This is a genomic window from Duganella paludis, assembly GCF_054461335.1.
In genome coordinates this window covers 6,739,445-6,765,736 of the sequence record NZ_CM136922.1, presented here as the reverse complement: position 1 = coordinate 6,765,736, position 26,292 = coordinate 6,739,445, and the positions used below count along the sequence as shown (strand labels likewise).

27 protein-coding genes are annotated in these 26,292 nt (G+C 66.0%); 15 read left to right on the top strand and 12 right to left on the bottom strand.

Annotated elements, in window-relative coordinates; genetic code table 11:
* Positions 1–7: 7 nt before the first annotated feature.
* The 13 genes from ACXZ1M_RS29690 (at position 8) to ACXZ1M_RS29630 (ending at position 13,541) form a co-directional block, all read left to right on the top strand.
* Positions 8–1,087, top strand: coding sequence for a WD40/YVTN/BNR-like repeat-containing protein (locus ACXZ1M_RS29690; RefSeq protein ID WP_459051188.1), 1,080 nt, complete (start codon positions 8–10; stop codon positions 1,085–1,087).
* Positions 1,084–3,516 carry an efflux RND transporter permease subunit gene (locus ACXZ1M_RS29685; RefSeq protein ID WP_459051187.1) on the top strand — a complete coding sequence of 811 codons (2,433 nt, stop codon included), beginning with the start codon at positions 1,084–1,086 and terminating at the stop codon, positions 3,514–3,516. The genes ACXZ1M_RS29690 and ACXZ1M_RS29685 overlap by 4 nt, the downstream gene beginning before the upstream one ends.
* Positions 3,485–4,273, top strand: a complete 789-nt coding sequence (locus ACXZ1M_RS29680; protein WP_459051186.1) for an alpha/beta fold hydrolase — start codon at positions 3,485–3,487, stop codon at positions 4,271–4,273. The genes ACXZ1M_RS29685 and ACXZ1M_RS29680 overlap by 32 nt, the downstream gene beginning before the upstream one ends.
* Positions 4,270–5,400, top strand: coding sequence for an FAD-dependent oxidoreductase (locus ACXZ1M_RS29675; RefSeq protein ID WP_459051185.1), 1,131 nt, complete (start codon positions 4,270–4,272; stop codon positions 5,398–5,400). Before ACXZ1M_RS29680 ends, ACXZ1M_RS29675 begins: the two co-directional genes overlap by 4 nt.
* 11 nt (positions 5,401–5,411) lie before the next feature.
* The gene (locus ACXZ1M_RS29670) at positions 5,412–6,221 is read left to right on the top strand and encodes an SDR family oxidoreductase (protein ID WP_459051184.1); all 810 of its coding nucleotides are present in this window, start codon (positions 5,412–5,414) and stop codon (positions 6,219–6,221) included.
* An 8-nt stretch (positions 6,222–6,229) separates the two neighbouring features.
* A complete protein-coding gene (locus ACXZ1M_RS29665; RefSeq protein WP_459051183.1) occupies positions 6,230–7,813 on the top strand; it encodes a methyl-accepting chemotaxis protein in 1,584 nt (527 codons plus the stop codon).
* 90 nt (positions 7,814–7,903) lie between these two features.
* Positions 7,904–8,842: a VOC family protein gene (locus tag ACXZ1M_RS29660; RefSeq protein WP_459051182.1), complete on the top strand. Its 939-nt coding sequence runs from the start codon at positions 7,904–7,906 to the stop codon at positions 8,840–8,842.
* Between the two features lie 4 nt (positions 8,843–8,846).
* The gene (locus ACXZ1M_RS29655; protein WP_459051181.1) at positions 8,847–9,197 is read left to right on the top strand and encodes a Rieske (2Fe-2S) protein; all 351 of its coding nucleotides are present in this window, start codon (positions 8,847–8,849) and stop codon (positions 9,195–9,197) included.
* A gap of 11 nt (positions 9,198–9,208) precedes the next feature.
* On the top strand, positions 9,209–10,558 hold the full coding sequence (locus ACXZ1M_RS29650) for an aromatic ring-hydroxylating oxygenase subunit alpha (RefSeq protein WP_459051180.1): 1,350 nt from the start codon (positions 9,209–9,211) through the stop codon (positions 10,556–10,558).
* Positions 10,555–11,061 (top strand): aromatic-ring-hydroxylating dioxygenase subunit beta, encoded by a 507-nt coding sequence (locus tag ACXZ1M_RS29645; RefSeq protein ID WP_459051179.1) that lies wholly within the window; start codon positions 10,555–10,557, stop codon positions 11,059–11,061. Before ACXZ1M_RS29650 ends, ACXZ1M_RS29645 begins: the two co-directional genes overlap by 4 nt.
* Positions 11,062–11,090: 29 nt before the next feature.
* Complete coding sequence (locus ACXZ1M_RS29640) at positions 11,091–11,630, top strand: VOC family protein (protein WP_459051178.1); 540 nt, start codon at positions 11,091–11,093, stop codon at positions 11,628–11,630.
* A 63-nt stretch (positions 11,631–11,693) separates the two neighbouring features.
* Complete coding sequence (locus ACXZ1M_RS29635; protein WP_459051177.1) at positions 11,694–12,884, top strand: MFS transporter; 1,191 nt, start codon at positions 11,694–11,696, stop codon at positions 12,882–12,884.
* A 24-nt stretch (positions 12,885–12,908) separates the two neighbouring features.
* The gene (locus tag ACXZ1M_RS29630) at positions 12,909–13,541 is read left to right on the top strand and encodes a nitroreductase family protein (RefSeq protein WP_459051176.1); all 633 of its coding nucleotides are present in this window, start codon (positions 12,909–12,911) and stop codon (positions 13,539–13,541) included.
* A 13-nt stretch (positions 13,542–13,554) separates the two neighbouring features.
* Here ACXZ1M_RS29630 and ACXZ1M_RS29625 read toward each other — a convergent pair whose 3' ends face one another.
* The 12 genes from ACXZ1M_RS29625 to ACXZ1M_RS29570 all read right to left on the bottom strand — a co-directional run bounded on the left by ACXZ1M_RS29625 (position 13,555) and on the right by ACXZ1M_RS29570 (position 23,735).
* Positions 13,555–14,502, bottom strand: a complete 948-nt coding sequence (locus tag ACXZ1M_RS29625; RefSeq protein ID WP_459051175.1) for a PDR/VanB family oxidoreductase — start codon at positions 14,500–14,502, stop codon at positions 13,555–13,557.
* Positions 14,503–14,512: 10 nt separating this feature from the next.
* Positions 14,513–15,646: an FAD-dependent oxidoreductase gene (locus ACXZ1M_RS29620; RefSeq protein ID WP_459051174.1), complete on the bottom strand. Its 1,134-nt coding sequence runs from the start codon at positions 15,644–15,646 to the stop codon at positions 14,513–14,515.
* Between the two features lie 24 nt (positions 15,647–15,670).
* A complete protein-coding gene (gene dmpG / locus ACXZ1M_RS29615; protein WP_459051173.1) occupies positions 15,671–16,687 on the bottom strand; it encodes a 4-hydroxy-2-oxovalerate aldolase in 1,017 nt (338 codons plus the stop codon).
* A complete protein-coding gene (locus ACXZ1M_RS29610; RefSeq protein WP_459051172.1) occupies positions 16,684–17,622 on the bottom strand; it encodes an acetaldehyde dehydrogenase (acetylating) in 939 nt (312 codons plus the stop codon). Before ACXZ1M_RS29610 ends, dmpG begins: the two co-directional genes overlap by 4 nt.
* 19 nt (positions 17,623–17,641) lie before the next feature.
* Positions 17,642–18,433: a 2-keto-4-pentenoate hydratase gene (locus tag ACXZ1M_RS29605; protein WP_459051171.1), complete on the bottom strand. Its 792-nt coding sequence runs from the start codon at positions 18,431–18,433 to the stop codon at positions 17,642–17,644.
* 2 nt (positions 18,434–18,435) lie between these two features.
* A complete protein-coding gene (locus ACXZ1M_RS29600; RefSeq protein WP_459051170.1) occupies positions 18,436–19,257 on the bottom strand; it encodes an alpha/beta fold hydrolase in 822 nt (273 codons plus the stop codon).
* On the bottom strand, positions 19,254–19,715 hold the full coding sequence (locus tag ACXZ1M_RS29595; protein ID WP_459051169.1) for a lipocalin-like domain-containing protein: 462 nt from the start codon (positions 19,713–19,715) through the stop codon (positions 19,254–19,256). Before ACXZ1M_RS29595 ends, ACXZ1M_RS29600 begins: the two co-directional genes overlap by 4 nt.
* The gene (locus ACXZ1M_RS29590) at positions 19,712–20,614 is read right to left on the bottom strand and encodes an alpha/beta fold hydrolase (RefSeq protein ID WP_459051168.1); all 903 of its coding nucleotides are present in this window, start codon (positions 20,612–20,614) and stop codon (positions 19,712–19,714) included. Before ACXZ1M_RS29590 ends, ACXZ1M_RS29595 begins: the two co-directional genes overlap by 4 nt.
* The gene (locus tag ACXZ1M_RS29585) at positions 20,611–21,585 is read right to left on the bottom strand and encodes a VOC family protein (RefSeq protein ID WP_459051167.1); all 975 of its coding nucleotides are present in this window, start codon (positions 21,583–21,585) and stop codon (positions 20,611–20,613) included. Before ACXZ1M_RS29585 ends, ACXZ1M_RS29590 begins: the two co-directional genes overlap by 4 nt.
* Positions 21,586–21,693: 108 nt before the next feature.
* The gene (locus tag ACXZ1M_RS29580) at positions 21,694–22,626 is read right to left on the bottom strand and encodes a LysR family transcriptional regulator (protein ID WP_459051166.1); all 933 of its coding nucleotides are present in this window, start codon (positions 22,624–22,626) and stop codon (positions 21,694–21,696) included.
* Positions 22,627–22,645: 19 nt separating this feature from the next.
* Positions 22,646–23,248: a TetR/AcrR family transcriptional regulator C-terminal domain-containing protein gene (locus ACXZ1M_RS29575; protein WP_459051165.1), complete on the bottom strand. Its 603-nt coding sequence runs from the start codon at positions 23,246–23,248 to the stop codon at positions 22,646–22,648.
* A gap of 76 nt (positions 23,249–23,324) precedes the next feature.
* Positions 23,325–23,735 carry a DUF2061 domain-containing protein gene (locus ACXZ1M_RS29570; protein WP_459051164.1) on the bottom strand — a complete coding sequence of 137 codons (411 nt, stop codon included), beginning with the start codon at positions 23,733–23,735 and terminating at the stop codon, positions 23,325–23,327.
* A 222-nt stretch (positions 23,736–23,957) separates the two neighbouring features.
* On the opposite strand from ACXZ1M_RS29570, the gene ACXZ1M_RS29565 reads away from it, so the two are divergent.
* Positions 23,958–25,271 (top strand): endo-1,4-beta-xylanase, encoded by a 1,314-nt coding sequence (locus tag ACXZ1M_RS29565; protein ID WP_459051163.1) that lies wholly within the window; start codon positions 23,958–23,960, stop codon positions 25,269–25,271.
* Positions 25,272–25,298: 27 nt separating this feature from the next.
* Positions 25,299–26,291 carry an aldo/keto reductase gene (locus tag ACXZ1M_RS29560; protein ID WP_459051162.1) on the top strand — a complete coding sequence of 331 codons (993 nt, stop codon included), beginning with the start codon at positions 25,299–25,301 and terminating at the stop codon, positions 26,289–26,291.
* Position 26,292 lies beyond the last annotated feature (1 nt).

The following is a 26,292-nucleotide window of genomic DNA, read 5'->3' as shown; positions in this document are numbered from 1 at the left end:
GAAGACGATGATGAAGATCTTCGCTTTCTGCGCGACGCTGGCATTGCTGCCGGCGTGCGCTGCTGCCGGCATGTTCCCGGCGTTGACGCGGCCTGCGGTGCAGGTGCAGGCGCCGGAACGCCAGGTGCTGCTGGCGGCGGCGCAGGCGGGTGCCCGCGTGGTTGCCGTCGGCGAGCGCGGTGTCGTAGCGCTGTCGGATGATGGCGGGCTGCATTGGCGCCAGGCGGCCCATGTCCCCGTCAGCACCACGCTCACCGCCGTCTCCTTCGTGGGCGACAGGCTCGGTTGGGCGGTGGGCCACGGCGGCGTGATCCTGCACACCGTGGACGGCGGCGAACGCTGGTCCTTGCAGGCCGACGGCGCCACCCTGGCGCAACGCGCCTTGCAAGCGGCCGAGGAAGACGCGCGTCGCAATCCGGACAACGCGGCGGCGGCGCGCGCGCTCAAGGGCGCGCGCCTGCTGGTGGCCGATGGCCCGGACAAGCCTCTGCTGGACGTCAGCTTCGAGGACGCACGGCACGGCTGGGCGGTGGGCGCCTACAACTTGTTCTTTGAAACGCGCGATGGCGGCGCCACCTGGAACAGCATCGGCGGCCGGCTCGACAACCCGCGCGCGCTGCACCTGCACGTCATTCGTTCCAGCGGCGATACCGTGTACGTCGCCGGCGAGCAGGGGCAGATCCACCGCTCACTGGATGGTGGCCGCAGTTTCAGCGCACTGGCCAGCCCTTACAAGGGCAGCTGGTTCGCCCTGGCGCTGGAAGGCGACGGTGCGCTGGTCGCGGCAGGCCTGCGCGGAAAACTGTTCCGCTCCATCGACCACGGCGAGAGCTGGCAAGCGATCGGCGGAGCGCCGCCGGTCTCCATCCTCAGCGCGACGCCGCTGCCGCAAGGCCGCGTGCTGCTGGCCAACCAGGGCGGCAAGCTTTACACCAGCGCCCAGGGCGCACCGCTGCAAGCGCTGCCGGTGCAGCCGATGCCGCCGCTGGCCGGGCTGCTGTTGCTCAAGGACGGCGGCCTGCTGGCATTCGGCCTCGGTGGCGCAATGCGCCTGCCGGCGCAGGACCACAATGGAAAAACCAAATGAAAAGCGATACACAACAAAGCGAACCGGTGGTGCGCGAGCTGGCCGCCTTCGATCGCGCATCCGGTTCATGGATGGAACGCGCGTTGTTCAACCATCGCGCCATCGTGGTGGCGCTTTGCCTGCTGCTGACCATCGTATTGGGTTGGCAGGCCACCACGCTGCGGCTGTCGGCCAGCTTCGAGAAAACCATCCCGGCCTCGCATCCTTACATCGTCAACTTCCTGGCGCACCAGCACGAGCTGCAAGGCCTGGGCAACTCGGTGCGCATCGTCGTGGCCAATCCCAAGGGAAGCATCTACGAGGCGGGCTACCTGCAGGTCCTGCGCGATTTCAGCGACGAGATGTTCCTGCTGCCCGGCGTCGCCCGCGCCGGCATGAAGAGCCTGTGGACGCCCAGCACGCGCTGGACCTGCGTCACCGAGGATGGGCTGGAAGGCGGAGCGGTCATCCCGGACGGCTATGACGGTTCCCCCGCCAGCCTGCAACAGCTGGAAGCCAACGTCGCCCGCTCGGGCGAAATTGGCCAGTTGGTGGCTGGCGACGCCCGCTCCGCCGTGATCTACGTTCCCTTGCTGGCCAAAGACCAGCAGGGCAGGGCGCTTGACTACGCCGCCTTTGCCCACAAGCTGGAACAGCTGCGGGTCAAGTACGAAGCGCAGGGCGTCAGTGTGCACATCACCGGCTTCGCGGTCCTGATCGGCAACCTGATCGACGGCGTGCGCTATGTGCTGCTGTTCTTTGCCATCGCGGTTGCGATCGCCGGCGCCACCCTTTACTGGTACACGCGCTGCGTGCGCTCGGCCCTGCTGGTGGTGGCCAGTTCGCTGATCGCCGTGGTGTGGCAGCTCGGTATTCTGCCGGTATTGGGGTATGCGCTTGATCCCTACTCGATCCTGGTGCCGTTCCTGGTGTTCGCCATCGGCATGAGCCACGGCGCGCAGAAAATGAACGGCATCATGCAGGACATCGGACGCGGAACCCATCGGCTGGTGGCGGCGCGCTACACCTTCCGCCGCCTGTTCCTGGCCGGACTGGCCGCGCTGCTGGCCGACGCCGTGGGCTTCGCGGTATTGCTGGTGATCGACATCCAGGTGATCCGGGAACTGGCGGTGGCCGCATCGATCGGCGTGGCGGTGCTGATCTTCACCAACCTGATCCTGCTGCCGGTGCTGCTGTCCTACACCGGCGTCAGCGCCAAGGCGGCCGCGCGCAGCCTGCGCGACGAGGAGGCCGATGCATCCGGCGCCCAACGCCACAAGCTGTGGGCTTTGCTCGACCGCTTTACGCAACGCCGCTGGGCGACGGCCGCCGTTGCCTCCGGCGCCGTGCTGCTGGCGGCCGGCTTCGCGGCCGGCAGCCGCCTGTCCATCGGCGACCTCGATCCGGGCGCGCCGGAGCTGCGCGCGGACAGCCGCTACAACCGCGACGTCGCCTTCCTGAACGCCGCCTACGGCGCCTCCAACGACGTGCTGGCGGTGATGGTGCAAACGCCGGAAGGCGCGTGCACCAAGGTCTCCACCGTGCTCAAGGTCGATGAGCTGGAATGGCAACTGCGGCAGCTCGACGGCGTCGAATCGACCAACACGCTGGCCCTGCTGAACCGCCGCGTGCTGACAGGCTTGAACGAAGCCTATCCCAAATGGTACGAGATGCTGCCCAGCCAGGACATGATCAACACCATTACCGCCAACGCCCCGCGCGGCTTGTACAACGACGCCTGCAGCATGCTCACCGTGTATGTCTACCTGCGCGACCACAAGGCGGAAACGCTGACCCGCGTGATCGATCACGTGAAGGCCTACGCCGCGGCCAACGACAGCGCGGACGCCCGCTTCCTGCTGGCCGCCGGTTCGGCTGGTATCGACGCCGCCACCAATATCGTGGTCAAGGACGCATGGAACAAGATGCTCTGGCTGGTGTACGGCGCCGTGGTGCTGCTGGCCTATGCGGCCTTCCGTTCCTGGCGCGCGGTGGTGGTGGCGATATTGCCGCTGCTGGTCACGTCCTTCCTGGCGGAGGCCTTGATGGTGGGGCTGGGCATGGGCGTGAAGGTTGCCACGCTGCCGGTGATCGCGCTCGGCGTCGGCATAGGTGTCGACTACGCGCTGTACATCCTGTCGGTGGTGCTGACCGCCATGCGGCGCGGCGCCAGCCTGTCCGAAGCCTATTACCGCGCGCTGCTCTTCACCGGCAAGGTGGTCATGCTGACCGGCGTCACGTTGGCCATCGGCGTGGTCACATGGGTTTTCAGCCCGATTAAATTCCAGGCCGACATGGGGCTGCTGCTGGCCTTCATGTTCCTGTGGAACATGCTCGGTGCACTGGTGCTGCTGCCGGCACTGGCGCATTTCCTCCTGCTGCCGCCGGCGGCATCAACAACACGAAAGCATATCGAAAATGAGACTGCCACCACTTCACTATCAGCTTGACGGTCCGGCAGGCGCACCCTGGCTGACCTTCATTCCCGGCATCGGCAACGACGCCAGCTTCTGGCGCGAGCAGGCGGCGGCACTGGCGGTTTCGTACCGCGTGCTGACCTTCGACCCGTGGGGCCACGGCGATAGCCCGGCGCCACCGGAAGGCTGCCGCTTTGCCGACATCGTGCAGGGCATCGTCCAGCTGTGGGATGCGTTGGACGTGCCGCGTTCGCACCTCGCAGGCCTGGGCTTTGGCGGCTCGGTCGCCCTGGCGCTGGGATTGCAACAACCGCAGCGCGTTGATCGCATCGTGGCGTTCTGCTGCCGTCCGCGCCAGCCGGACGAGCGCAGGGACTTCTGGCGCAAACGGATGCAAACCGCGCGCGAGACCGGCATGGACGCGCTGTCCGACGCCACCGTCGACCGCTGGTTAAGCCTGGAATTCCGTACCACGCATCCCGACGTCGACGCGGCGCTGCGCGCCATGATGAAGCGCACCACGCTGGAAGGGTACCTGGCCTACGTGGGCGCCTTTGTCGAGATGGACCTGGAAGCGGCCATCCCCTCCATGCGGCGTCCGACCTTGCTGGTCGCCGCCGAGCATGACCACGGCGGCGGCCCGGTGCCGGCCATGCGCGAGCTGGCCGCCAGGCTGCCGGGCGCCGCGCTGACCGTGCTGGCCGGCAGCGGCCATATCTGCAATCACGAGGCGCCGCAAGCAGTCAGCGCCATCATCGAAACGTTTGTCGCGCAAGGAAGCAAGTCATGAACAATATCGTACAAAAAGCCCTGGTCGTGGGCGGCGGCTTTTCCGGCATGTCGGCGGCGATCGAGCTGCGCAAGCGCGGCATCGCCGTCGATCTGGTGGAAATCCATCCGGACTGGCGCAACTACGGCGCCGGCATCAGCATCGGCGGCGCCACGCTGCGCGCGCTGGACACCCTCGGCGTGCTGCAACGCTTCCTTGAGGAGGGCTGCGCCTGGGACGGCATCGACCTGCTGGCCCCGGACGGAAAGCTGATCACACGGCTGCCGACGCCGCGCATCGCCGACAGCGCGGTGCCGGGCAGCGCCGCCATCATGCGCCCGGTGTTGGCGCGCATCCTGGCCGACGCCACGCTGGCGGCCGGCGTCAATGTGCGTCTCGGCAGCACCGTCACCACCGTCGAGCAGGACGCCGGCGGCGTCGACGTGGTGTTCACCGACGGCGGCAAGGGACGCTACGACCTGATGGTGTGCGCCGACGGCCTGTACTCGAACATGCGCGAGATGCTGTTCCCCGATGCGCCGGCGCCGCGCTACACCGGGCAGGGTGTGTGGCGGGCCGTGCTGCCGCGCCATGCGCAGGTGAATCGCACCATGCTGTGGGTGGGACCGAAAATCAAGGTGGGCCTGAATCCCGTCTCCAAAGACGAGATGTACCTGTTCATCAATGAAGACCGCGCGGTCAACTCCATGGTCCCGCCGGAAGAATTCCTGGCGCGCCTGCAGGCCTTGCTGGCGCAGTTCTCCTGCCCGATGCTGCGCCAGATCGGCACGCAGATCAACGAGCGCTCGCTGGTGGTATTCCGGCCCTTGGAGTCGCTGCTGATGCCGCAGCCGTGGTATCGCGGCCGCGTGGTACTGATCGGCGACACGGTGCACGCCACCACGCCGCATCTGGCCTCCGGCGCCTGCATCGGCATCGAGGATGCGATCGTGCTGGCGGAGGAGCTGGCCGGTGCGAAGACGGTGGTCGGCGCCTTGCGCCGCTTCCAGCAACGGCGTTGGGATCGCTGCCGCATGGTGGTGGAGAACTCCGCGCAACTGGGCGAGATCGAGATCTGCGGCGGCGACAAGCAGGAACACGCGCGCATCATGCGCGCCTCCTTCGACGCACTGGCCCTGGCCATCTGATGGGAGCGGACATGCAATTATTAAAAGACGATGTGGTGTTGGTGACCGGCGGCGGTTCCGGGCTTGGCCTCGGTGTAGCGCGGCACTGCCTGCTGGAAGGCGCGCGGCTGGCCGTCATGGACGTTTCCGCCGCCAAGGTTGCCGCCTTGCGAGAGGAATTCGGCGACGGCGTTCTTGTACTGCAGGGCGACGTGACCAAGCTGGCCGACCTGCAGGCCTGCCGCGACGCGCTGATCGATCGTTACGGCCGGCTCGATGCGCTGATCGGCACGCAGGGCATCTTCGACGGCAATGTGCCGTTGCTGCGCATGGCGCCGGAGCGCATCGATGCCCTGTTCGACGAGATCTTCCACATCAACGTCAAGGGCTATATGTTGTCGGCCAGCGTATTCCATCCGCTGCTGCGCGCCAGCGGCGGGGCGATGGTGATGACCACCTCCACCGCAGCCTATGCGGCCGACGGCGGCGGCGCCGCCTATAGCGCCAGCAAGGGCGCCATCCGCAGCCTGGTGAACCAGCTGGCGTTCGAGTTCGCGCCGGATGTGCGGGTCAACGCCGTGGCGCCGGCCGGCATCGCCAACAGCCAGTTGCGCGGTCCGGGCGCGCTTGGCATGGAGGCGCAGCTGCAGTCGGACATTCCCAAGGACGCCTTCCTCGCCATGTTCCGCTCACTGAGCCTGATGCAGGAGCTGCCGACGGCGGAGGACCACGGTCCGCTGTACGCCTTCCTCGCCTCGCGCCACAACAAGCTGATGACCGGGCAGACGGTGGTGGCCGATCAGGGCCTTCTGAATCGCGCGGTCCTGACGCGTAAAGCCTAGGAGAATCCATGCGACTCAGGACATGGACGATAGGGGCGCGCATGCGCGCCGGCTTTGCGGTGATCCTGGTGCTGCTGGTGGCGGTGGCCGTCTTCGGCATCGGCGCCATGGGGCGCAACCAGGCGCGCATGGATGAAAGCACGGTGGTCAACAGCCACAAGGCGCGCGACGCGATGGCAATGCGGGACACCGTATTCCGCCGCATGATCGCCTTGCGCAATATCGTGCTGGTCGGCTCGGCCGCCGAGGTGCAGGATGAAATGACCGGCATCTTGCGGCAGGAGCAGCAGTACGCCGCGCGCAGCCAGCAGCTGCGCGGCATGCTGGACCGCCAGGGCACGCAGGAGCGTGCGCTGTTCGACAAGATTGCGGTGCTCGATGCCGCAGCCAGGCCGCTGACCGGCAATGTGTTCGACATGGTCAGGAGCGCGCAGACGGAAAATGTCTACAACTTGCTGACCGCGCAGTTGCTGCCGCTGCAGAGCCGCTGGCTGGCGTCGCTGGAGGAACTGATCGCGCTGGAAGACGCCCTGACCGCGCAAGCGATCGCACAGGCCAGGGACGAGTACCTGGCCACGCGCGCCATCATGGTGGCGCTGGGCTTCGCGGCATTGATCGCGGGAGTGGCGGTGTCAGTGCTGCTGACGCGCAGCCTGCGCATGCAGCTCGGCGGCGAACCGGTCTACGCGGCGCGCATCGCCGGCGAGATTGCCGGCGGCGACCTGGCCGGCGAGATCGCGCTGCGCCACGGCGGCGCCGACAGCCTGCTGGGCGCAATGAAGGGCATGCGAGACCGGCTGGCCGGCATCGTCGGCGACGTGCGCGCCAACACCGACACCATCGCCCTTGCCACCGGCGATATCGCGGCCGGCAACCAGGAACTGTCGCAGCGTACCGACGAGCAGGCCGGCCTGATACGGCACATCGTGCTGTCGATCGAAAGCCTGGCCGGCGCCGTCGCCAACAACGCCGATCATGCCCGCCAGGGCAAGCAGCTCACCGTGGCCGCCAGCGCTGTGGCGCAACGCGGCGGCCAGGCGGTGGCGCAGGTGGAACAGACCATGCAGGCCATTAGCGTGGCCGCCGGCAAGATCGAAGCCATCATCGCCGTCATCGACGGCATCGCCTTCCAGACCAATATCCTCGCCTTGAACGCCGCCGTGGAAGCGGCGCGCGCGGGCGAGCAGGGACGTGGCTTTGCCGTGGTGGCGAGCGAGGTGCGCCATCTGGCGCAGCGCTCGTCGGAGGCGGCCAAGGAAATCAAGGGGCTGATCGGCGACTCGGTGCAGCAGGTGCGCAAGGGCGGGGAACTGGTGGAGCAGGCCGGCGCCACCATGGACGACATCGTCGTCAGCGTGCAACAGGTGAGCGCCATCATGGCCGAGATTTCCGCCGCCAGCGAGGAGCAACGCGCCAGCATTGAACAGATCAACGGTTCGGTGGCGCACATCGACCACGTGACGCAGCAGAACGCCGCGCTGGTGAAGGATGCCGCCGCAGCGGCCGCCAGCCTGTGCGGGCAGGCGCGCGAGCTGGCCGCGCTGGTGCAGGTATTCAAAGTGGCCGAACCGAGATATCTACCGCTTGCATAGCTGCTTTACCGGCCTGCCGCTAGCTCGGGCCGGCGGGCGGACATACAGTGAGGCACATAGGCTGGACAAAATAACCAAGGAGATAGACAAATGAACATCATCGGACTGGACGCACTGGTATTCGGCGTCGACGACATGGCCGCCGCACGCCAGTACCTGGGCGACTACGGCCTGGCCCCGGCCGCCGCTGCCGGCGACCGCTTCGAAGCGCTGGACGGCACCGCCATCGTGATCGCGGAAAAAGACGATCCCTCGCTGCCTCCGGCGCTGGACAACGGCAACGCGCTGCGCAAGACCATCTACGGCGTGGCCGATGCCGCCACCGTGGAAGCGATCGCCGCGGAACTGGGCAAGGACCGCGAAGTACGCCGCCTGGCCGACGGCTCGATTGAAGCGCTGGACGATCTGGGCTTCTGCCTGGGCTTCCAGGTCAGCGCGCGCCGCGCCATCGAGCTGGCGGCGGAACCCATCAACGCCGCCGGCGCCAAGCCGCAGCGCGCGCCCAACCAGCTCGGCGTGCAGGCGCAGGCCGCAGCACCCAGCCTGCGGTCGCTGTCGCATATCGCCTTGTTCGTGCCCAGTGCAGACAAGGGCGAAGCGTTCTACGTGAAGCGCCTGGGCTTCCGTTGCACCGACCGCCTGGTCGGCGCCGGCCCGTTCCTGCAGCCGGCCGGCACGCTGGAACACCACACGCTGTTCCTGATCCAGACGCCGCCGCACATGCAGGGCATCGAGCACCTGGCCTTCCACCTGGGCGGCCCGAACGAAGTGTTCATGGCCGGAACCCATTTCGGCGGCAAGGGTTACCAGAGCTTCTGGGGGCCGGGGCGCCACACCATGGGGTCCAACTGGTTCTGGTATTTCAACAGCCCGTTCGGCTGCCGTTTCGAATACGACGCCGACATGGACCTGCACGACCAGAACTGGGTGCCGCGCGAGCTGCCGGCCAAGGCCGACAACACCCAGGTCTACCTGTTCCAGGCGCGCGAGAAATGGGCGCCGGTCGGCGGCCCGCCGCCCGGCCACTAAGGCCATGGGACGCGCCGTGATCCTGTGCCATGTGGACGACATCGCCGATGGCGCGGCGCGCGGCTTCGACCCGGAAGGCACGGGACACGACACGCTGTTCGCGGTGCGGCGCGGCGACAACATCTACGGCTGGTACGACCGCTGCCCGCACGAAGGCGATACGCCGCTGCCGTACAAACGCCACGCTTATCTGAACAAGGCCGCCACGCGCATCGTCTGCTACGCCCACGGCGCGCAGTTCGATATCGCCAGCGGCGCGGGACTGGCCGGCCCTTGTCTTGGGCTGGCGCTGAGCAGGGCGCCGCTGGCGGTGGATGCCAACGGCTATGTAGTTTTAAACAATGATAACCAGTAGGAGACAGTGCTATGTATAAGTTCATTCCCATCTCATCGGGCGGCCAGACCTCCGACCTCGACGCCCTGGTCGACCGCGTCGAAAGCGGCATGGACGAGGGTTTGCTGCCGGTCGACGTGTTCTGCGACGATGCCGTGTTCCGCGCCGAGATGGTGCGCATCTTCGGCCAGGCCTGGGTGTTCATCGGCCACGAAACGGAGATCCCCAACACCGGCGACTTCGTGCAGCGCAAGATAGGACTGGATTCGGTCATCGTCACGCGGGACGCCGAGGGCGGCGTCAACGTCATGCTCAACCACTGCCGCCATCGCGGCACGGAGCTGTGCCACGAGGACAAGGGCAATACGCGCCACTTCAAGTGCCCTTACCATGGCTGGACCTACAACTTGAAGGGCGAATTCGCCGGGGCGCCGCACTTCAACGACGCCTACGAAAACTTCGACCGCAAGGAATGGGGCCTGCGCAAGGCGGCCAAGGTCGAGAGCTTCCACGGCTTTATCTTCGCCTCGCTGTCGGAGGACGATACCACGCTGCGCGGCTACCTCGGCAACGCCGCCTGGGCGCTGGAAGCCATCGTCGGCCTGCATCCCAAGGGCATGCGCGTGCTGGGCGTGCCGGAGCGTTTCCAGGTACGTGCCGACTGGAAGAGCGGCGCCGAGAACTTCTGCGGCGACGCCTACCACGTCAGCACCGCCCACCTGTCGGCCGGGCTGACCGAATTCATTCCGGACGTGCGCCAGGTCAGCACCATCGCGCGCGGCTACGAGTTCGACAACGGCCACAGTTTCATCGGCCACGAGCTGACCCAGTGGGGGCCGGACTTCGAGATGTGGGCCTATCCGAAGGACGTGCGCGAACAGTTCGACCTGTCCGGCCTGGACGAAGTGCAGCTCGACATGATCAAGAACACGCCGCCGACCATCGGCACCATCTTCCCCAACTTCAGTTACCTGCGCTTCCCGCAGCCGGCTACGCTGGGCGGCCGTCCGGTGCCGTTCACCATGATACGCATGTGGCAACCGGTGGCGCCGGGCGTGATGGAACTGTGGACCTGGCAGATGGAATACGACTTCCTGCCGGAAGAGCAGAAACAGGAAGCCTACCTGGCCGGCCAGTTCGGTTTTGGTTCCGGCGGAATCTTCGAGCAGGACGACACCGCCGTGTGGGAAGGCATCGCCAAGGCCGCAGCCAGCCCGTGGAACCGCCGCGATGGCGTGATGCTGCACTACCAGCAGCGCCGCGCCGGACCGGACCCGGACTGGAAGGGGCCGGGCAAGTTCCATAAATCGATTTACGGCGAATACCTGCAGGAGCTGTTCTGGCGCCGCTGGGTCAAGGATATGCGAGGAGAAGCGAAATGAGTGCGTCGAATTTTGAACTGACCATGATGGCGCAGGAGTTCCTGGCCAGGGAAGCCAAGATCCTGGACGAGCGCCGCTTCTGGGACTGGTACGCGCTGCTGGACGACGGCCTGTCGTACAACGTGCCGATCCGCCAGTCGCGCATGGACTTCAGCGAGGAAGTGGAAGCGGGCTCCTACCGCATCTGCGACAGCAAGCGCCACATCCTGGTACGCCTGAAACGCATCGACAGCGGCGCCGGCTGGGCCGAAACACCGCCATCGCGCACCTTGCGCGTGGTGGGCAGCGTGCTGGCCGAGCGTACCGACAGCGCCGATGTCATCGCCGTGGAAAGCGCGCTGCTGCTGTTCCGCCAGCGCGGCCACGACGAACGCGGCGACGTGATTCCGGTGCGCCGCCAGGACCGGCTGCTGGTCACCCCGGATGGCCTGCGCCTGCTCAGCCGCACCGCGCTGCTGACCGAGGCGGTGCTGACCACGCCGAACCTGGGCGTGTTCGTCTGAGCGCATACACAACACAAAAAGGAGGAGACATGAACGCAGCAACGAAGACTTACCTGGGCCGCAAGTTCGACCAGATCTGCTTTGTCGTCAAGGACATCGACAAGGCGGTGGACTTCTGGCGCAAGGCCAACGGCGTGCAAGCGTGGAACGTGGCGCTGGACCTGGCCAAGGAGCAGACCGACAAGGAGTACCTCGGCAAGCCGGGCGACTTCCAGTTCAGCTGCGCCTACGGCTTTGCCGGCGAAACGCTGATCGAACTGGCGCGTCACGACGGCGGCGAGAGCATCTACAACGACTGGCTGGAAACGCATGGACCGGGGCCGCACCACATCGGCTTCCGGCTCGATAACGAGGAAGAGTATTGGCAGGCGGAGCGCCATTACCTCGGCCTGGGCTTGAAGAAGTCCATGGGCGGCTTGTTCCAGGGGCCGTTCGGCAACTGCCGCTGGGCCTACTTCGACACGCGCGACGCCATCGGTTGCTATACCGAGCTGTATTACGTCGACGGCGACATCGCCGCGCGCATGGAACGCCTGAAGCAGGGCGAAAACGTCAGCATCACCTCCTAGCATCTCCTGCGCCGCCCGCACGCCGGGCGGCCGCCAACGCCTCAAGAATCTCGAAAGCACATCATGCAAAATGCCACTGAAACGACGGCAGGCCCACGCGCGCCCGCCGTTTCGTCCTTATCCGCCGGCGACGGCTACACGCGCGCCAACATCGCTTCACTGCTGGCCGGCCATTGCGCCGGCATGCTGGACCTGGTCGCCTTGCCGGTCTGGGTCGGCGCCAGCCTGGTTGGCTGGTTCCATCTCGATCCGCAACAGGCCGGCCTGTTGGCCACCCTGTTCCTGGGCGGTGAAGTATTGAGCAGCATGCTGCTGGCGCCGCGCTTCGGCCGCGTGCCGGCGCGGCTGGTGGCGGTGTGCGGTTACAGCGTCGCCGCACTGGCCTTCCTGGCGCTGTCCGTGGTGGGCGGGAACTACCCGGCGATGGCGGCGCTGCACCTGCTGGGCGGCATCGGCGCCGGCTGCGCCCTCACCATGGTCCACGGCACCATGGGCCGCAGCGCGCGTCCACACCGCATGTTTGCCTATGCCGGTTTCACGCTGGCGTGCTTCGGCATCGTGGTGCTGGGCAGCGGCCCGGCGATATTGGCGGCGGCGGGCGGCCATGCGCTGTTCCTGGTGTTTGCGGGGATCATGACCATTGCAGCGCTGCTGGCGGCGCTGGCGTTTCCGCCGCCGAAGGTGCAAGCCGCGCGCAAGGCCGGCGATGGCGAGGCTCCGCTGTCGCCGCGCATCTGGTTCGGCATGGCCGGCATGGGCGTGTTCTGCATGGCGCAGTCGATGATTTTTCCGTTTGTAGAGCGGATCGGTGTCGATCGCGGTTATTCGATCGCGCTGGTGTCGTCGGTGCTGATGGCGATCGGTTTCTCCAATCTGCTGCCTACGCCGCTGGCGGCCGCGCTGGAACGACGCATCCGCGCCGAGTCGGCGATCTTCTTCGGCGTGCTGCTACATGCCGTCATTATTTTGATCATCACGCAGCTGCCGGACGCGCGCAGCTATGCGGTGGGCGTCGCCGTTATCAGCACGCCGCTTCTGTTCGTGCATACCTTCCTATTCGGCCTGCTGGCCAGGCTGGACCCCAGCGGGCGCTCGGTCGCCGCCACGCCGGCCATGGTGATGATCGGTTCGACCATCGGACCGGTGTTGGGCGGCACCTTGGTCATGACGGTCGGTTATGCAGGTTTGGGCCTGGGCGTAGCCGGCTTCGGCCTGCTAGCCGCCGCCTGCTTCTACAAGATGGGACGCACTTAGATTTTTTTTGAAAGGGAGTACAGCATGGATTTACTGGAATTATGCCGGTGGCGCTACGCCACCAAACGCATGGACGGCGCCAAACGGGTGCCGCGAGCGCAGCTGGACCGCATCCTGGAGGCGGTGCGCATGGCGCCGTCGTCGAGCGGTTTGCAGCCTTATGAAGTGATCGTGATCGAAGATCCGGCCGTGCGGGAGCGTATCAAGCCGCTGGCCAAGGACCAATCGCAGATCGTCGACTGCAGCTATTTGCTGGTGTTCGCGGCCTGGGATAACTATACCGCCGAGCGCATCGAAGCCGTATTCGCGCAGACCGAAGCCGATCGCGGTCCGCCGTCCGAGTATTGGGACAACTACCGCAAGTTCCTGCTGGCGAAGTATCCGGCCCGCAGCGAACAGGAAAACTTCGACCACGCGGCTCGCCAGGCTTATGTCGGCCTGGCGTTTGCGTTGATGGCGGCTGCCGGAGAACAGGTGGACTGCACGCCGATGGAGGGCTTCGATCCGGCGGCGCTCGACGAGTTGCTGGCGCTACGCGAGCGCGGTCTGAAAAGTGTGTTGCTACTGCCGCTGGGTTATCGTGACGCGCCCAACGACTGGCTGGCCGGCTTGAACAAGTCGCGCCGGCCGTTGCAAGAAATGATATCGGAGATGTAGGAAGGAAGCTGGATCAGAGATCCAGCACCAGCTTGTCGGCTGTGCTGCCCGAGCAGCACAGCATGATGGTGTCGCCTTTGCTTTTCTCACGCGGCGACAGGTAAGAATCGCGGTGGTCCGGCGTGCCTTCCAGCACGCGCGTCTGGCAGGCGCCGCATACGCCTTCCTGGCAGGCGTAAGACACGTCCACGCCGTTTGCCAGCAGCACATCGAGGATGCTCTTGCCGGCGTCGATGCGCAGGGTGCGCTGCGAACGTTGCAGCACAACGTCGTAGCCGCCTGCCACCGCCGCTTCCTGCGAGGCCGAGAAATACTCCACGTGGACATGGCCGGCTGGCCGCCATGCGGTCGCTTTTTCGAACGCCTGCAGCATCGGCAACGGGCCGCAGCAATACAGGTGCGCGTCCAGCGCCACGGTATTCACCATGGCCGCGATGTCGGGCACGGCGCCGGCGCGTTCGTCGACGACATACAGCTCGACGATGCCGCGCGATTGCTCGGCCAACGCCATGATCTCCTTGATGTAGGCGCATTTGGCGCGGGTGCGCGCGCTGTAGAACAGCCGCCATGGACGGCCCAGCGCCGCCAGGCGCCGGATCATGGACAGCAGCGGCGTGATGCCGATGCCGCCGGCCACCAGCGCCACCAGCGGCGCGTCCTCCACCAGCGGGAAGTGATTGCGCGGCTCGGACACGGTGATGACCTGGCCCGCGCGCAGCGATTCGTGCACATGGCGCGAACCGCCACGGCTGGCGGGGTCCTTGTTGACGGCCACCACGTAGCGCAGGCGCTCCGCCGGATCGTTGAGCAACGAGTAGCTGCGCACCAGTCCCGGCGCCAGATGCAGGTCGATGTGCGCGCCGGCGGTGAAGGCGGGCAGGGCGCCGCCATCCCGCGCGGCCAGTTCCAGCGCGACGATATCCTCGGCCGGCGTGTCGATTGAACGGATGATCAGTTGCATGGCGGCGTCCTCAGATCGGTTCCATCAGTTTTTTCAGGGCGCGCTGCACCACGGCGGTCTGCTCCGCGATCGGCGCGCGCATCTGCTCCAGGCGGCCTATTTCCAGCGAGCTGTCGACGATGATGCGGCATCGCTCTTCGCGCCGCGCCATGAAGGCATCCAGCGCTTGCGGCACATTGGCGGCGCGTGACAGCTCGTCCGCCAGCACCAGCGCGTCTTCCACCGCCATGCCGGCGCCGGAGGCCAGCTGCGGCGTGGTGGGATGGGCGGAGTCGCCGATCAGCACCACATGGCCGCGATGCCATGGCGTCGGCAGGTAGAAGCTTTCCAGCGGGCGGTAAACGATCTGCGTGTTCTCGTCCATCTGGTCGCGCAGCTTGGCCACCAGGCCGCCGTAGCCTTCCAGCAGCGCCTTGAGCGGCGTATGCAGGCCGGTGGCTTCGCGCCACACCTTGGGGCCTTTCTCCAGCACGAACAAGTACATATGCGTCTTCGACACCGGCGTAAAGCCGACCTTCAGCGGGCCGCCGAGGAAGTAGTGGCGGCGGTCGATCTCGGGCGGACGTTCGAAGCTCGCGCGCCACGAATTCTGGCCGGTGAACTCCGGCTGCGGCGCCTCGGGGATGATCAGCTGGCGCACGCGCGAGTTGACGCCATCGGCGCCGATCACGAGGTCGTAGCGGCCTACCTCGCCGTCGCTGAACGTGACTTCGACGCCGTCGGCCAGCTCGCGGAACGCCTGCACCGTAAGGCTGAGCCGCACTTGCGCGCCGGACTGGCGCACGCGGTCGGCCAGGATTTTGTGCAGGCCGGGGCGGGTGAAACCGCCGCTGCCCGGCACGCCGGAGCCGGCCGGCATCGGCGTGTCCAGCTCCTGCAGTAGATTGCCCTCGACATCGCACACCTTGATGCCCTCGCCGGTATAGGCGTGTTCGATGATTTCATCCAGCACGCCAAGCTCCTTGAAGGCGCGCAGCGTAGGGCCGGTGATGGTGATGCCGGCGCCCGACACGCCCCATTTCGGATCGATGTCGATCAGGTCGATGGCGGCGCCGATCTTGCGCAGCGTGATGGCGGCGGACATGCCGCCGATGCCGCCGCCGACGACCAATGCCGTCAGCGCTTTGTTTGTTGTGGTTGACATGCTTGTCTCCTGTTGTTGATGTAGTTATGCGGCGCGGCGCTTGAGCAGGTCCAGCGCGACGTCGACGATCATGTCTTCCTGGCCGCCCACCATGCGGCGGCGTCCCAGCTCGACCAGGATGTCCATGGTCTTCAGGCCGTACTTGCGCGCCGCCGCCTCGCTGTGGCGCAGGAAGCTGCTGTACACGCCGGCGTAGCCCAGCGCCAGCGTTTCGCGGTCCACGCGCACCGGGCGGTCCTGCAGCGGGCGCACGATGTCGTCGGCCGCGTCCATCAGCTTGAACAGGTCGGTGCCGTGGTTCCAGCCCATGCGTTCGGCCGCAGCGATGAACACTTCCAGCGGCGCGTTGCCGGCGCCGGCGCCCATGCCGGACAGGCTGGCGTCGATGCGGTCGCAACCTTCCTCGACCGCGACGATGGAGTTGGCCACGCCCAGGCTCAGGTTATGGTGGGCGTGCATGCCGGTCTGCGTCTCCGGCTTGAGCACATCCTTGAAGGCGCGGAAGCGGTCGCGCACATCGTTCATGCTGAGCGCACCGCCGGAATCGACCACGTAGCAGACGGTGGCGCCGTAGCTTTCCATCAGCTTGGCCTGTTGCGCCAGGCCTTGCGGCGTTTGCATATGGCTCATCATCAGGAAGCCGACGGCCTCCATGCCGAGGTGGCGTGCGTATTCGATGTGCTGGCGCGAGACGTCGGCCTCGGTGCAATGAGTGGCCACGCGCACGATGCGGGCGCCGGCGTCATAGGCGGCGCGCAGGTCGTGCACGGTGCCGATGCCGGGCAGGAGCAGGGTGGCGATTTTGGCGTGTTTGACCACGCTGGCCACCGCTTCTATCCATTCCAGGTCGGTATGGGCGCCGAAGCCGTAATTGAAGCTGCCGCCCTGCAGGCCGTCGCCGTGCGCCACTTCGATGGAATCGACCTTTGCTTCGTCCAGCGCCCGGGCGATCTGCTTGGCCTGTTCGATGCTGTACTGGTGGCGGATGGCGTGGCTGCCGTCGCGCAGGGTGACGTCGGAGATGTAGAGTTTCTTGTTCATGCTTGATCCTTCAGGCGTTCGGCCATGCGCTCGGCGGTGCGCAGCGCGGCGCTGGTCATGATGTCCAGGTTGCCCGCGTAAGCTGGCAGGTAGTGGGCGGCGCCTTCCACTTCAAGGAAGATGGAGGTCTTCAGGCCGGTCATGGCGCGGCCGACGCCGGGAATGTTGATGGGCTGCTCGATGCGGTCGAACTGCACTTTCTGCTTCAAGCGGTAGCCGGGCACGTAGGCTTGCACCGCCGCCGCCATGTGCTCCACCGAGGCGGAAATTTCATCTTCCGAGGCGAACTCGCTCAGGGTGTAGACCGTGTCGCGCATGATCAATGGCGGTTCGGCCGGATTGAGCACGATGATGGCCTTGCCCTTGGCCGCGCCGCCGACCTGCTCGATGGCGCGCGAGGTGGTCTCGGTGAATTCGTCGATGTTGGCGCGGGTGCCCGGGCCGGCGCTCTTGCTGGAGATGGAGGCGATGATCTCGCCGTAATGCACCTTGGCCACGCGCGCCACCGCCGCCACCATCGGGATAGTGGCCTGGCCGCCGCAGGTGACCATGTTGACATTGGGCGCATCCAGGTGGACGTCGCCGTTCACCACCGGAATACAGTAAGGGCCGATGGCGGCCGGCGTCAGGTCGATCATGCGGATGCCCGGCTTGAGGCCGCGCAGCAACGCGTCGTTCTTGACGTGGGCCGAGGCGCTGGTGGCGTCGAATACGATGTCGATGTCGGCGAACACCGGCATCCGCGTCAGCCCTTCCACGCCTTCGTGGGTGGTCTGCACGCCCATGCGGGCGGCTCGCGCCAGGCCGTCGGAGGCCGGGTCGATGCCGACCATGGCGCCCATTTCGATATGCCGTCCATGGCGCAGGATCTTGATCATCAGGTCCGTGCCGATATTGCCGCTGCCGATGATGGCGGCTTTCAGTTTCTTGGTCATTGCATGCTCGCTTTAAAGATCATTCGGTGTCGAAGACGGCGGTAACGCTGCCCAGCCCCTCGATGGCGGCGCTGTAGGCGCGGCCGGCCTGCACCGGCACCATCGGGCCAAGGGCGCCGGAAAGTACAACGTGTCCGGCCTTCAGCGGGGCGCCGTTGCGCGCCATGGTGCGGGCCAGCCACACCACGGCGTTGAGCGGGTGCGACAGGCAGGCGTTGCCGATGCCGGAGGAGAGCAGCTCGCCGTTGCCGTGCAGGCGCATGGAGCAGTTGCGCAGGTCCAGCTCCGACAATTTGCGCGGACAGCCGCCAACCACGAAGGCCGACGACGAGGCGTTGTCGGCCACGGTGTCCACCAGCTTGATCTTCCAGTCGCGGATGCGGCTGCCGACGATCTCCAGCGCCGGCAGCGCGAACTCGATGGCGCGCAGCACGTCGACGATGCCGGGATGCTCCATGTCCAGGTCGCGCCCGAGCACGAACGCCACCTCGGCTTCGATCTTGGGCTGGTGCAGCGCGGACATCGCAATCGGCAAGCCTTCGCCATAGGCCATGTCGTCGAACAGCATGCCGAAGTCCGGCTGGTTCACGCCCAGCTGCTTCTGCACCGCGGTCGAAGTCAGGCCAATCTTGGCGCCGACGATTCGGGCGCCGGCCGCCGCGCGATGTTCGGTATTGATCAACTGGATGGCGTAGGCATCGTCGATGTCCAGCGCCGGATACTGGTCGCTGAGCGGGGCGATCGCCACGCCGCTCTGCGCCGCCTGGCGCAGAGCGGCGGCCGCGTTGAGATGAATATTATTGGGAGCCATGTTCATGCCTCTTTCAGGAAGTCGCGTACCAGGCGGCTGAAGGCCGCCGCGTGTTCGATCTGGGTCCAGTGGCCGCAGCGGCTGAAGACGTGCAGCTGGCTGTTGTCTATCCACTCCAGCATGGTCATGGAGGTCGACAGCGGAATCACCTTGTCATCGCGGCCGTGCACCAGCAGGGTAGGATGCGGCAGGGCGCGGATATCCTGCTCCGCGTGGGACATGGCGTCCACCCAGCGCTGGCGCGGCGACGGGAACATGCCGGCGTAGGCTTCCTGGATGCCGGGACGGATGCTGGCCTCGTAGCGCAGCTTGACCAGCGCGTCGCCGACCAGCGACTGGTCGTAGGCGAAGATGCGCATGATGGCCTGCATGTTCTCGACCGACGGCTGATAGCCCCACACCGCGTCCAGGCCCGGCGTGAGTTCGAACGGCACGCCCACGCTGCCCATCAATACCAGCTTGTTGACGCGCTCCGGGTGGGCGATGGCCAGCGCCAGCGCCATCGAGCCGCCGAAGGAGTTGCCGACCACGTGGGCGCGTTCGACGCCCATCGCATCCATGAAGCGCACGATCTGATCGAGCCAGCTTTGACGCGTATGCACCATGTCCGGTGGCGACTGGCTGTAACCGAAGCCGGCCAGGTCCGGCGCCAGCAGGCGGAACTCGCCGCCCAGGCTTTGCAGCGCCAGGCGCCAGTTGGCATAGGCGCTGACGCCGGGGCCGGAGCCGTGCAGCAGCAGTATCGGTTCGCCTGCGCCCACGTCCTGGTAGTTGGTCAGCACCGGGCCGCAGGCGACCGATTTGCCGATCTCGGGATTGCTCATGGCTGGCCTCCCGCCGGTTCTGCCGATACATGGCGGCGCCATACCAGGCGCGCGGTGCGTGCCTGCGGCGTGTCCGCTTCCAGCCTGGCCTGCAGCGCCAGGGTGCCGTCGTCCTGCACCACCAGCTTGCGTTTCTGCTCGCCGCCTATCCAGTTGGGGAACAGGCTGGCCTGCACCTGGTGGGTGATGGTGTCGCCATCGACGCGATAGCGGCCGCTGTAGCTCAGCATGGAGTCGTAGGCGCGGGCTTTCTCGGCGTCCGGCGCGTTCCACTGGCCGCCTTGTTCGAAGGGCTTGCGCCCGGCCTTGCTGATCATGCAGACCATGTCGCCGTCCGGCAGGTAGCGGATAAAGCCCTCCAGCTGTTCGCCCATCGGCAGCTCGCGGCGGCCGTCGTCGTACAGCTGTTCCCACGAGACGATGTCCCAGCGTCCCACCAGGTTGATCGAGAGTGTCAAGATAATGTCTCCTGTTTGTTGTCGGCCGCGCCGCGCAGGAATTGCGCGACCACCGTGTTGTGTTCTTCTGCGCTTTCGAATTGAGCCCAGTGGCCGGTGTCCTGCGCGCAGTGGAAGCGGCCGTCGCGCACCTGCTGCGACAAGCGCTGTCCCAGCGCCGGCGGCGTGCGGTTCTGGTCACCCCAATAGACCAGCACCGGCTGTTCAATGCGGCGCAGGTCGGCGTCGGTGACGATATGTTTGCGGATGGTGTTCCCGCTCAGGTACTCGGTGATGAAGCGCGCCTGCACGGCGGCCAGCGCGGGCTGGCGGTACAAAGCCTGGCGCACCTGGATCGCTTCCGCAGTCAGGCGCTCCGGCTTGGCCAGGATGCGGGCCATGCGCGTGTGGACGTTCTCGTAGCTGGGATCGCGCAGCACTTCCAGCGAGCTGGGAAGATTCTTTTCCCAATCCGGCTCCAGGTAGCCGGGGATCGATTCCGGGTCCGGCTGGTAGCCCATGGTGGTGGTCAACACCAGTTTCGATATGCGCGACGGGTGGCGCAACGCCAGTTGCATGGCGACCCAGCCGCCCATGGACTGGCCTTCCAGCGCGGCGCTGTCTATGCCCAGCGTGTCCATCACGTCGATCACCTGATCCACCAACTGCGGGATCACTTCATGATCGAAGCCTTCGGTTTGCGACATGCCGTGCCACAGGAAGTCCAGCGCGATCACGCGGAAGTGCCGGGACAACGGCATGATGTTGCGCGCGTAGTTTTCCAGATGGCCGCCGGTGCCGTGCAGCAGAATCAGCACCGGGCCGCTGCCGGCTTCCAGTACGCGGCTGCGGTAGCGGCCCTGCACGATGCGGGTGCTGGCCGCCAGCAGCTCGACCCAGTAGCTCGCTTGCGCGCTCATTTGACTTCCTTGCTGGCGGAGATGGGCCCGCGTAGGCGGCCGTCCGATTTCTCCAGGCCGAAGGTCCATTCGGAGAAGATGTCGGCGGTGGCCGCGAAGTCCTGGGTCTCCCAGGTTTCGGTGACGATGTCCTCGTCGGCGGCGTACTCCCACGAGCAGCCCAGCGGCGTGTTGAAGTACCAGAAGCAGGCCGACGACACGGTGTGGCGGCCCGGTCCCGCGAACGTGGTCCAGCCGCGCGAGTCGATGTACTGGCCGCCGCCGATCACTTCGTGCACGTCGCGCACCTTGAAGGCCAGGTGGTTCAGGCGTGTGCCGGGCTGGCGGCCGTTCAACAGGAACAGGTGGTGGTGATTGCCGGCCGGTGCGCAGCGCATGAAGACGCCGCGATTGGCGTAGCGGTCCGAGATGATGAAGCCCAGGCGCTCGATGTAGAACGCCGAAGCGGCGCCGGCATCGTCGACGCCGATGGCGATGTGGCTGATTTCATGCGGTTGCGCGCGCTGGTAGCGCACCGCGCGGCGGTTCAGGCGGTCCGGCTGTCCGGGGCCGTTGAAGCGGGTCGGTTCGGCGGGGCTCTGGTGACGGCGCACCATGCGGAACGCCAGGCCGATACCCAGGTCGTCCAGGCATCGCAGCGTGCCGTCGACATCGACGCTGACGGCGCGGTCGCGGCCCAGCTCTTCGGCCAGGTCGCGCAGGCCTTGCGGATCGGTGACGCCCCAGGTGATTTCGCACAGGCCGCTGCTATTGCCGACTGGCGTGCGGCCCGGTACGGCGGGATCGGCCTCGACGATTTCGACTTCGGAACCGTCCACTGTGCGGTACAGCAGGGCGCCGTCGGCGGCCGCCTGGCTCAGGCCCCAATCGGCGGCGAAGCGGCTGGCGTCGTCCAATGCGGTGACGGCGAACTTGACGCGCTCGATGCCGCTGATGTGAAAGCGGTTGGCGCTGCTCGGTATCTGCTTCATATACAGGCTCCTTGTGTAGATGCCTGTACTGTATAAAACGGTGCGGTCCTGAGCTAGGAGCCGCCTGCGAAAGCAGATATCTATTCGCTGGATAGCTCCTGTTTGTCCTTATGCGGCGGGCTTCATCAGCGTCGGCACTACTTGCACGATCAGGCGCTGGACCTCGCGCGTGGCCAGCGTGTGCGGGCGGCGCAAGGTGGTGCTGAGCACCACGCTGCGCAGCAGGTCGGGCTTGACGATGCGGGCGCTGGCCAGGCGTGGATCGTTGCGCAGTTCGAACAGGCCGGAGGTGATGGCGTAGCCGCCGCCCACCGCCGCGATCTCGTGCTGCAGCCGGATCGAGTCCGCCTCCACCGCGAAATTCAGGCGCAGGCCGCGCGCTTCGGCCAGCGTGTCTAGCCGTGCGCGCAACAGGTGCGGAGGGCTGGGCACCACCAACGGCAGGCCTTGCAGCGAATCCAGCGTGATGGTGCCGTTTTCCAGCAGCGGGTCGCCGCGCTGGCCCACCAGCTCCAGCCTCGTTTGCGCCAGCACGGATTCGCCAACGTCGGACACCGGCCCTTCGCGCAGCAGCAGGGCCATGTCGACGCGGCCATCGCGCAGTTGTTCTTCCAGCTGGGCGCTGGAGCCGTCGCTCAGGTGCAGGCGCACGCGCGGGAAGCGTTCGCGCACCAGCGAAAACAGCTTGCTGGCCAACATCGGCACGGTGGATGGCAGCATGCCGACGCGTACTTCGCCGGCCGGCGTGCCGCCGGTGGTGCGGATCGCGTCGGTGATGCTGTCCGCATCGGACACCAGCGCGCGCAGGCGCGGGAACAGTTCTTCGCCAAACTCGGTGAGCACCACGCCGCGTCCGGTGCGGCGGAACAGGCGCGAGCCGCACTGCATTTCCAGCTGGTTGATATGGCGGCTGACCATGGACTGCGGCACGTCCAGCACATCGGAGGCGCGCGTCAGGCTGCCTTGTTCGGCCACCTCGATGAAGAACAGCCACTTCGGGTCGAGGATCGATTGCATGGGGGGATTCTGGTTCTGCGGCATGGCAGCCTCCGGGGAAAAATCAGACGGGGCCGTATGCGGCCATGAAAACCGCCACGGCGCGCGCGGCGGTGCCGCTGGCCTCGGTGCTGCTGACCTGGCTGACGGTCTGGAACGTGACACTGTCGCTCCACTCCGCGTCGAGCAGGCCTTTCAGGTGCAGGCCGGCGATGCGCGGATCTGCGCGCCGCAGCTTGCCGGCATCCATGGCCTGGGCCAGGAAAGCGGCGACCGCTGTTTCGCTGCGGGCTGGGCCCAGTTCATAGCAGCGTCGTCCCAGGTCGGACCGTCCCGCTTCGGAGACGATCAGCCGGCGCGCCGAGCGTACCTGGGGTGAATAGATGAAACTCAGCAGACGCTCGCCAAAGGCCTGGAGCGCCACCGCGATGTCGTCGATGGCCGGGTCAAGCGCGCCGTGGGTCGCCTGGAACTGGGCTTCCGTGGCTTCCACGACAACGTTGAAAAATAGCTCTTCCTTGGAACTGAAGTAGCTGTAGAGCGTGGCTTTTGAGTAGCCCGTCAGGTCGCTGATGGCGGACATCGAGGCCCGTTCGAATCCTGCTTCGAATACTTGCGCCGCCGCCAGCAGAATGGCCTGGCGGCGTGTCTCGGTTCGTTTCTTCATGACTTGATGTTCTAAAATGAACTAGTAGGTTCAGTTTAGTTAGGTTCTAGATGAAAAGCAACCAAAACCGGATTTGTCATCCAGGTACAGACTGACTTTGCGACAGGTACTTGGTATTGCCGGCTTGCAGACGGTCCCACAGGCGGTCGTGGTAGGGCAGGATCACCACGTTGAGGATAGGCTCCAGCACCGCTGCCACGCCGCCGAAGGCCAGCGAGCCGGTGAACGCGTAGACCACGACGAAGGCCACCGCGAAATGCAGCCCCGCCTGGCTGGTGCGCTCCGCCGCGACGGCGAATTGCGTGGGGAAGTGGGAATGAAGGCGCTGCCAGGCGCGCTCGTGCAGCGGCAGCAGGGCGACGTTGATCAGAGGTTCGATAATGACGGCCAGTCCGCTGAAGGCCAGCGAACCGGTCAGCGCGTACATCAAGCCGAACGCAATCGCCGTGTGGGTGGCAACCTGGCTTAATTTTTTAGCGACGATCATGACGGCCTCTGCAGTACTGTGGAAGAAGTTACATGGTAATGATTCTCATTTAAAAAAGATAGTTGGCAATGTTAATCGCTGCGGTTGAGTTTTTCTATCCCAGTCGTGGGGCCGGCGTGAAGCGCTGGCTGTATTGATGGATAGCGCGGCATTTCCGTCGGCGCCGAATGGACCGAGACCAGCGTCCCCTTTGTACTGGAGCGGGACGCCACACCGGAGGACATGCAGCTGTCGATAGAACTGGACGGCTACCAGCAAAGTTTCGAGATTGCCGACCTCACGCTGCAGAACTACGGTCCCGGCGTGGCCCTAACCTCCTTGCCCCGCTCGACGGTGCGCTATCCCGGTGACGCGCCGGACGCCGCATGGCGCAGCGAGGCGCAGGCCCGCATCGAGAAGCTGCGCAAGGGCGACCTGCAAGTCAAGGTGGCGCGTCCCGACGGCAAACCGCTGCAAGGAGCCGAAGTGGAAGTGCGCATGACGCGCAACGCCTTCAACTGGGGCACTGCGATCACGTCGAAGAATCTGCTGGCCGACACGCCGGACGGCGCCCGCTATCGCGAGGTCGTCGCCAAATATTTCAACCAGGTGGTGTTCGAGAACGAGGCCAAAGCCAAGTATTGGTTCAGCCAACCGGAAGAGCGGCGAGCCAGCGGCATCGTACAGGCCACGGCATCGCTGCGCGATCACCACATCACGGCGCGCGGCCACGTCATGGTGTGGCCGTCGTGGCAGCACAGCTCACACCTGGCGCCGCTGAAGAACGATCCGGCGGCACTGCGCAGCAGCATCCTGCAGGGCATCGCCGCGCAGACCGGCGCGCTGAAAGGGCAGTTCCAGGAATGGGACGTGGTGAACGAACCCTATGCGCATCACGATATCCTGGATGTACTGGGCAAGCGCGAAATGCTGGATTGGTTCAGCGCGGCGCGTGCGGGAGCGCCCGACGTGCGCCTGTTCCTCAACGACTACACCATGTTTCATGGCTCGGGGAAGGGTAGCCCCAGCCAGTCCTTCTTCGACACGGTCGCATGGCTCAAGCAGAACGGCGCGCAGGTCGACGCCATCGGCGAGCAGGCGCATATCGGCGGCACGCCGCCCGGCATTCCGTTTGTGCTGGAACGGCTGGATTACTTCGGCAAGCTGGGATTGCCCATCCAGATTTCCGAGTTTGACATCAATAGCAACGATGATGGATTCAAGGCCCGCTACCTGCGCGATTTTCTGACCGCGATCTACAGCCATCCCGCCACGGTGGGCTTTGTGCAATGGGGCTTCTGGGAAGGCGCGCACTGGTTCCCGGTGGCCGCGCTGTGGAACAAGGACTGGACCTTGCGCCAGCACGGCGAGGTGTATGCGGAATTGATCGGCAAGACCTGGCGCACGGACTTCAGCGGCGTCACCGGCCAGGGCGGAGTCAGCTCGGTACGTGCTTACACTGGCGAGTACGAAGTGACCGTGCGTTATCAGGGTAAAACGGTCAAGCAGACCTACACGCTGACCAACAGCGGCGGCACCGTGAACATCACGCTTTGAACACCACCACAGCCTGAGAGAGTATGAATGAACTATATCGCAGATGAATCCCGCTATGACGTCCAGCCTTACCGCCGCTGCGGCGCCAGCGGCCTGCAGCTGCCCAGCGTGTCGCTGGGCCTGTGGCACAACTTCGGCGCCGATGCGGATGAAGCCAAGGTGGCCTCCTTGTTGTGCGGTGCGTTCGACCGTGGCATCACCCACTTCGACCTGGCGAATAACTACGGTCCTCCCGGAGGCGCGGCGGAGCTGGCATTGGGCCTGGTCCTGGGCGACGAGCTGCAGTCGCACCGCGATGAGCTGATCATTTCCAGCAAGGCCGGCTACCGCATGGGGCCGGGACCGTATGGCACCGGCGGTTCGCGCAAGTACCTGGTGTCCAGCCTCGATCAAAGCCTGGAGCGGCTTGGCCTGGACTACGTCGATATCTTCTACCATCATCGCCCGGACCCGGATACGCCGCTGGAAGAGACCATGTCGGCGCTCGACCACATCGTGCGCAGCGGCCGCGCGTTGTATGTGGGCGTGTCGAACTACAGCGCGGAGCAGACGCGCGATGCGGCGGCGCTGCTGCATCGCCTCGGCACGCCCTGCGTTATTCACCAGCCGCGCTACAACATGCTGGAGCGCGATATTGAAGCGGAGCTGTTGCCGACGCTGGCGGCGGAGGGCATAGGCTGCATCGCCTTTTCGCCGTTGGCGCAGGGGATACTGACGAACCGCTACCTGGACGGCGCGCTGCCGGCCGATTCGCGCGCCGCGCGCGGTGGCTTCCTGAATCCTGCCGACCTGACGCCGGCCCGGCTGGCGGCGGTGGGCAAGCTACAGCAGATCGCGCAGCAACGCGGGCAGAAGCTGGCGCAGATGGCGTTGGCGTGGGTGCTGCGTCATCCCGGCATGTCGTCGGTGCTGATCGGCGCCAGCCGCCTGGAGCAGCTGGACGATGCGGTGGCAGCCGCCCGATGCGCCCCGTTCAGCCATGAGGGACTGCGCGCCATCGACGCCGCGTTGGCCGATTAGG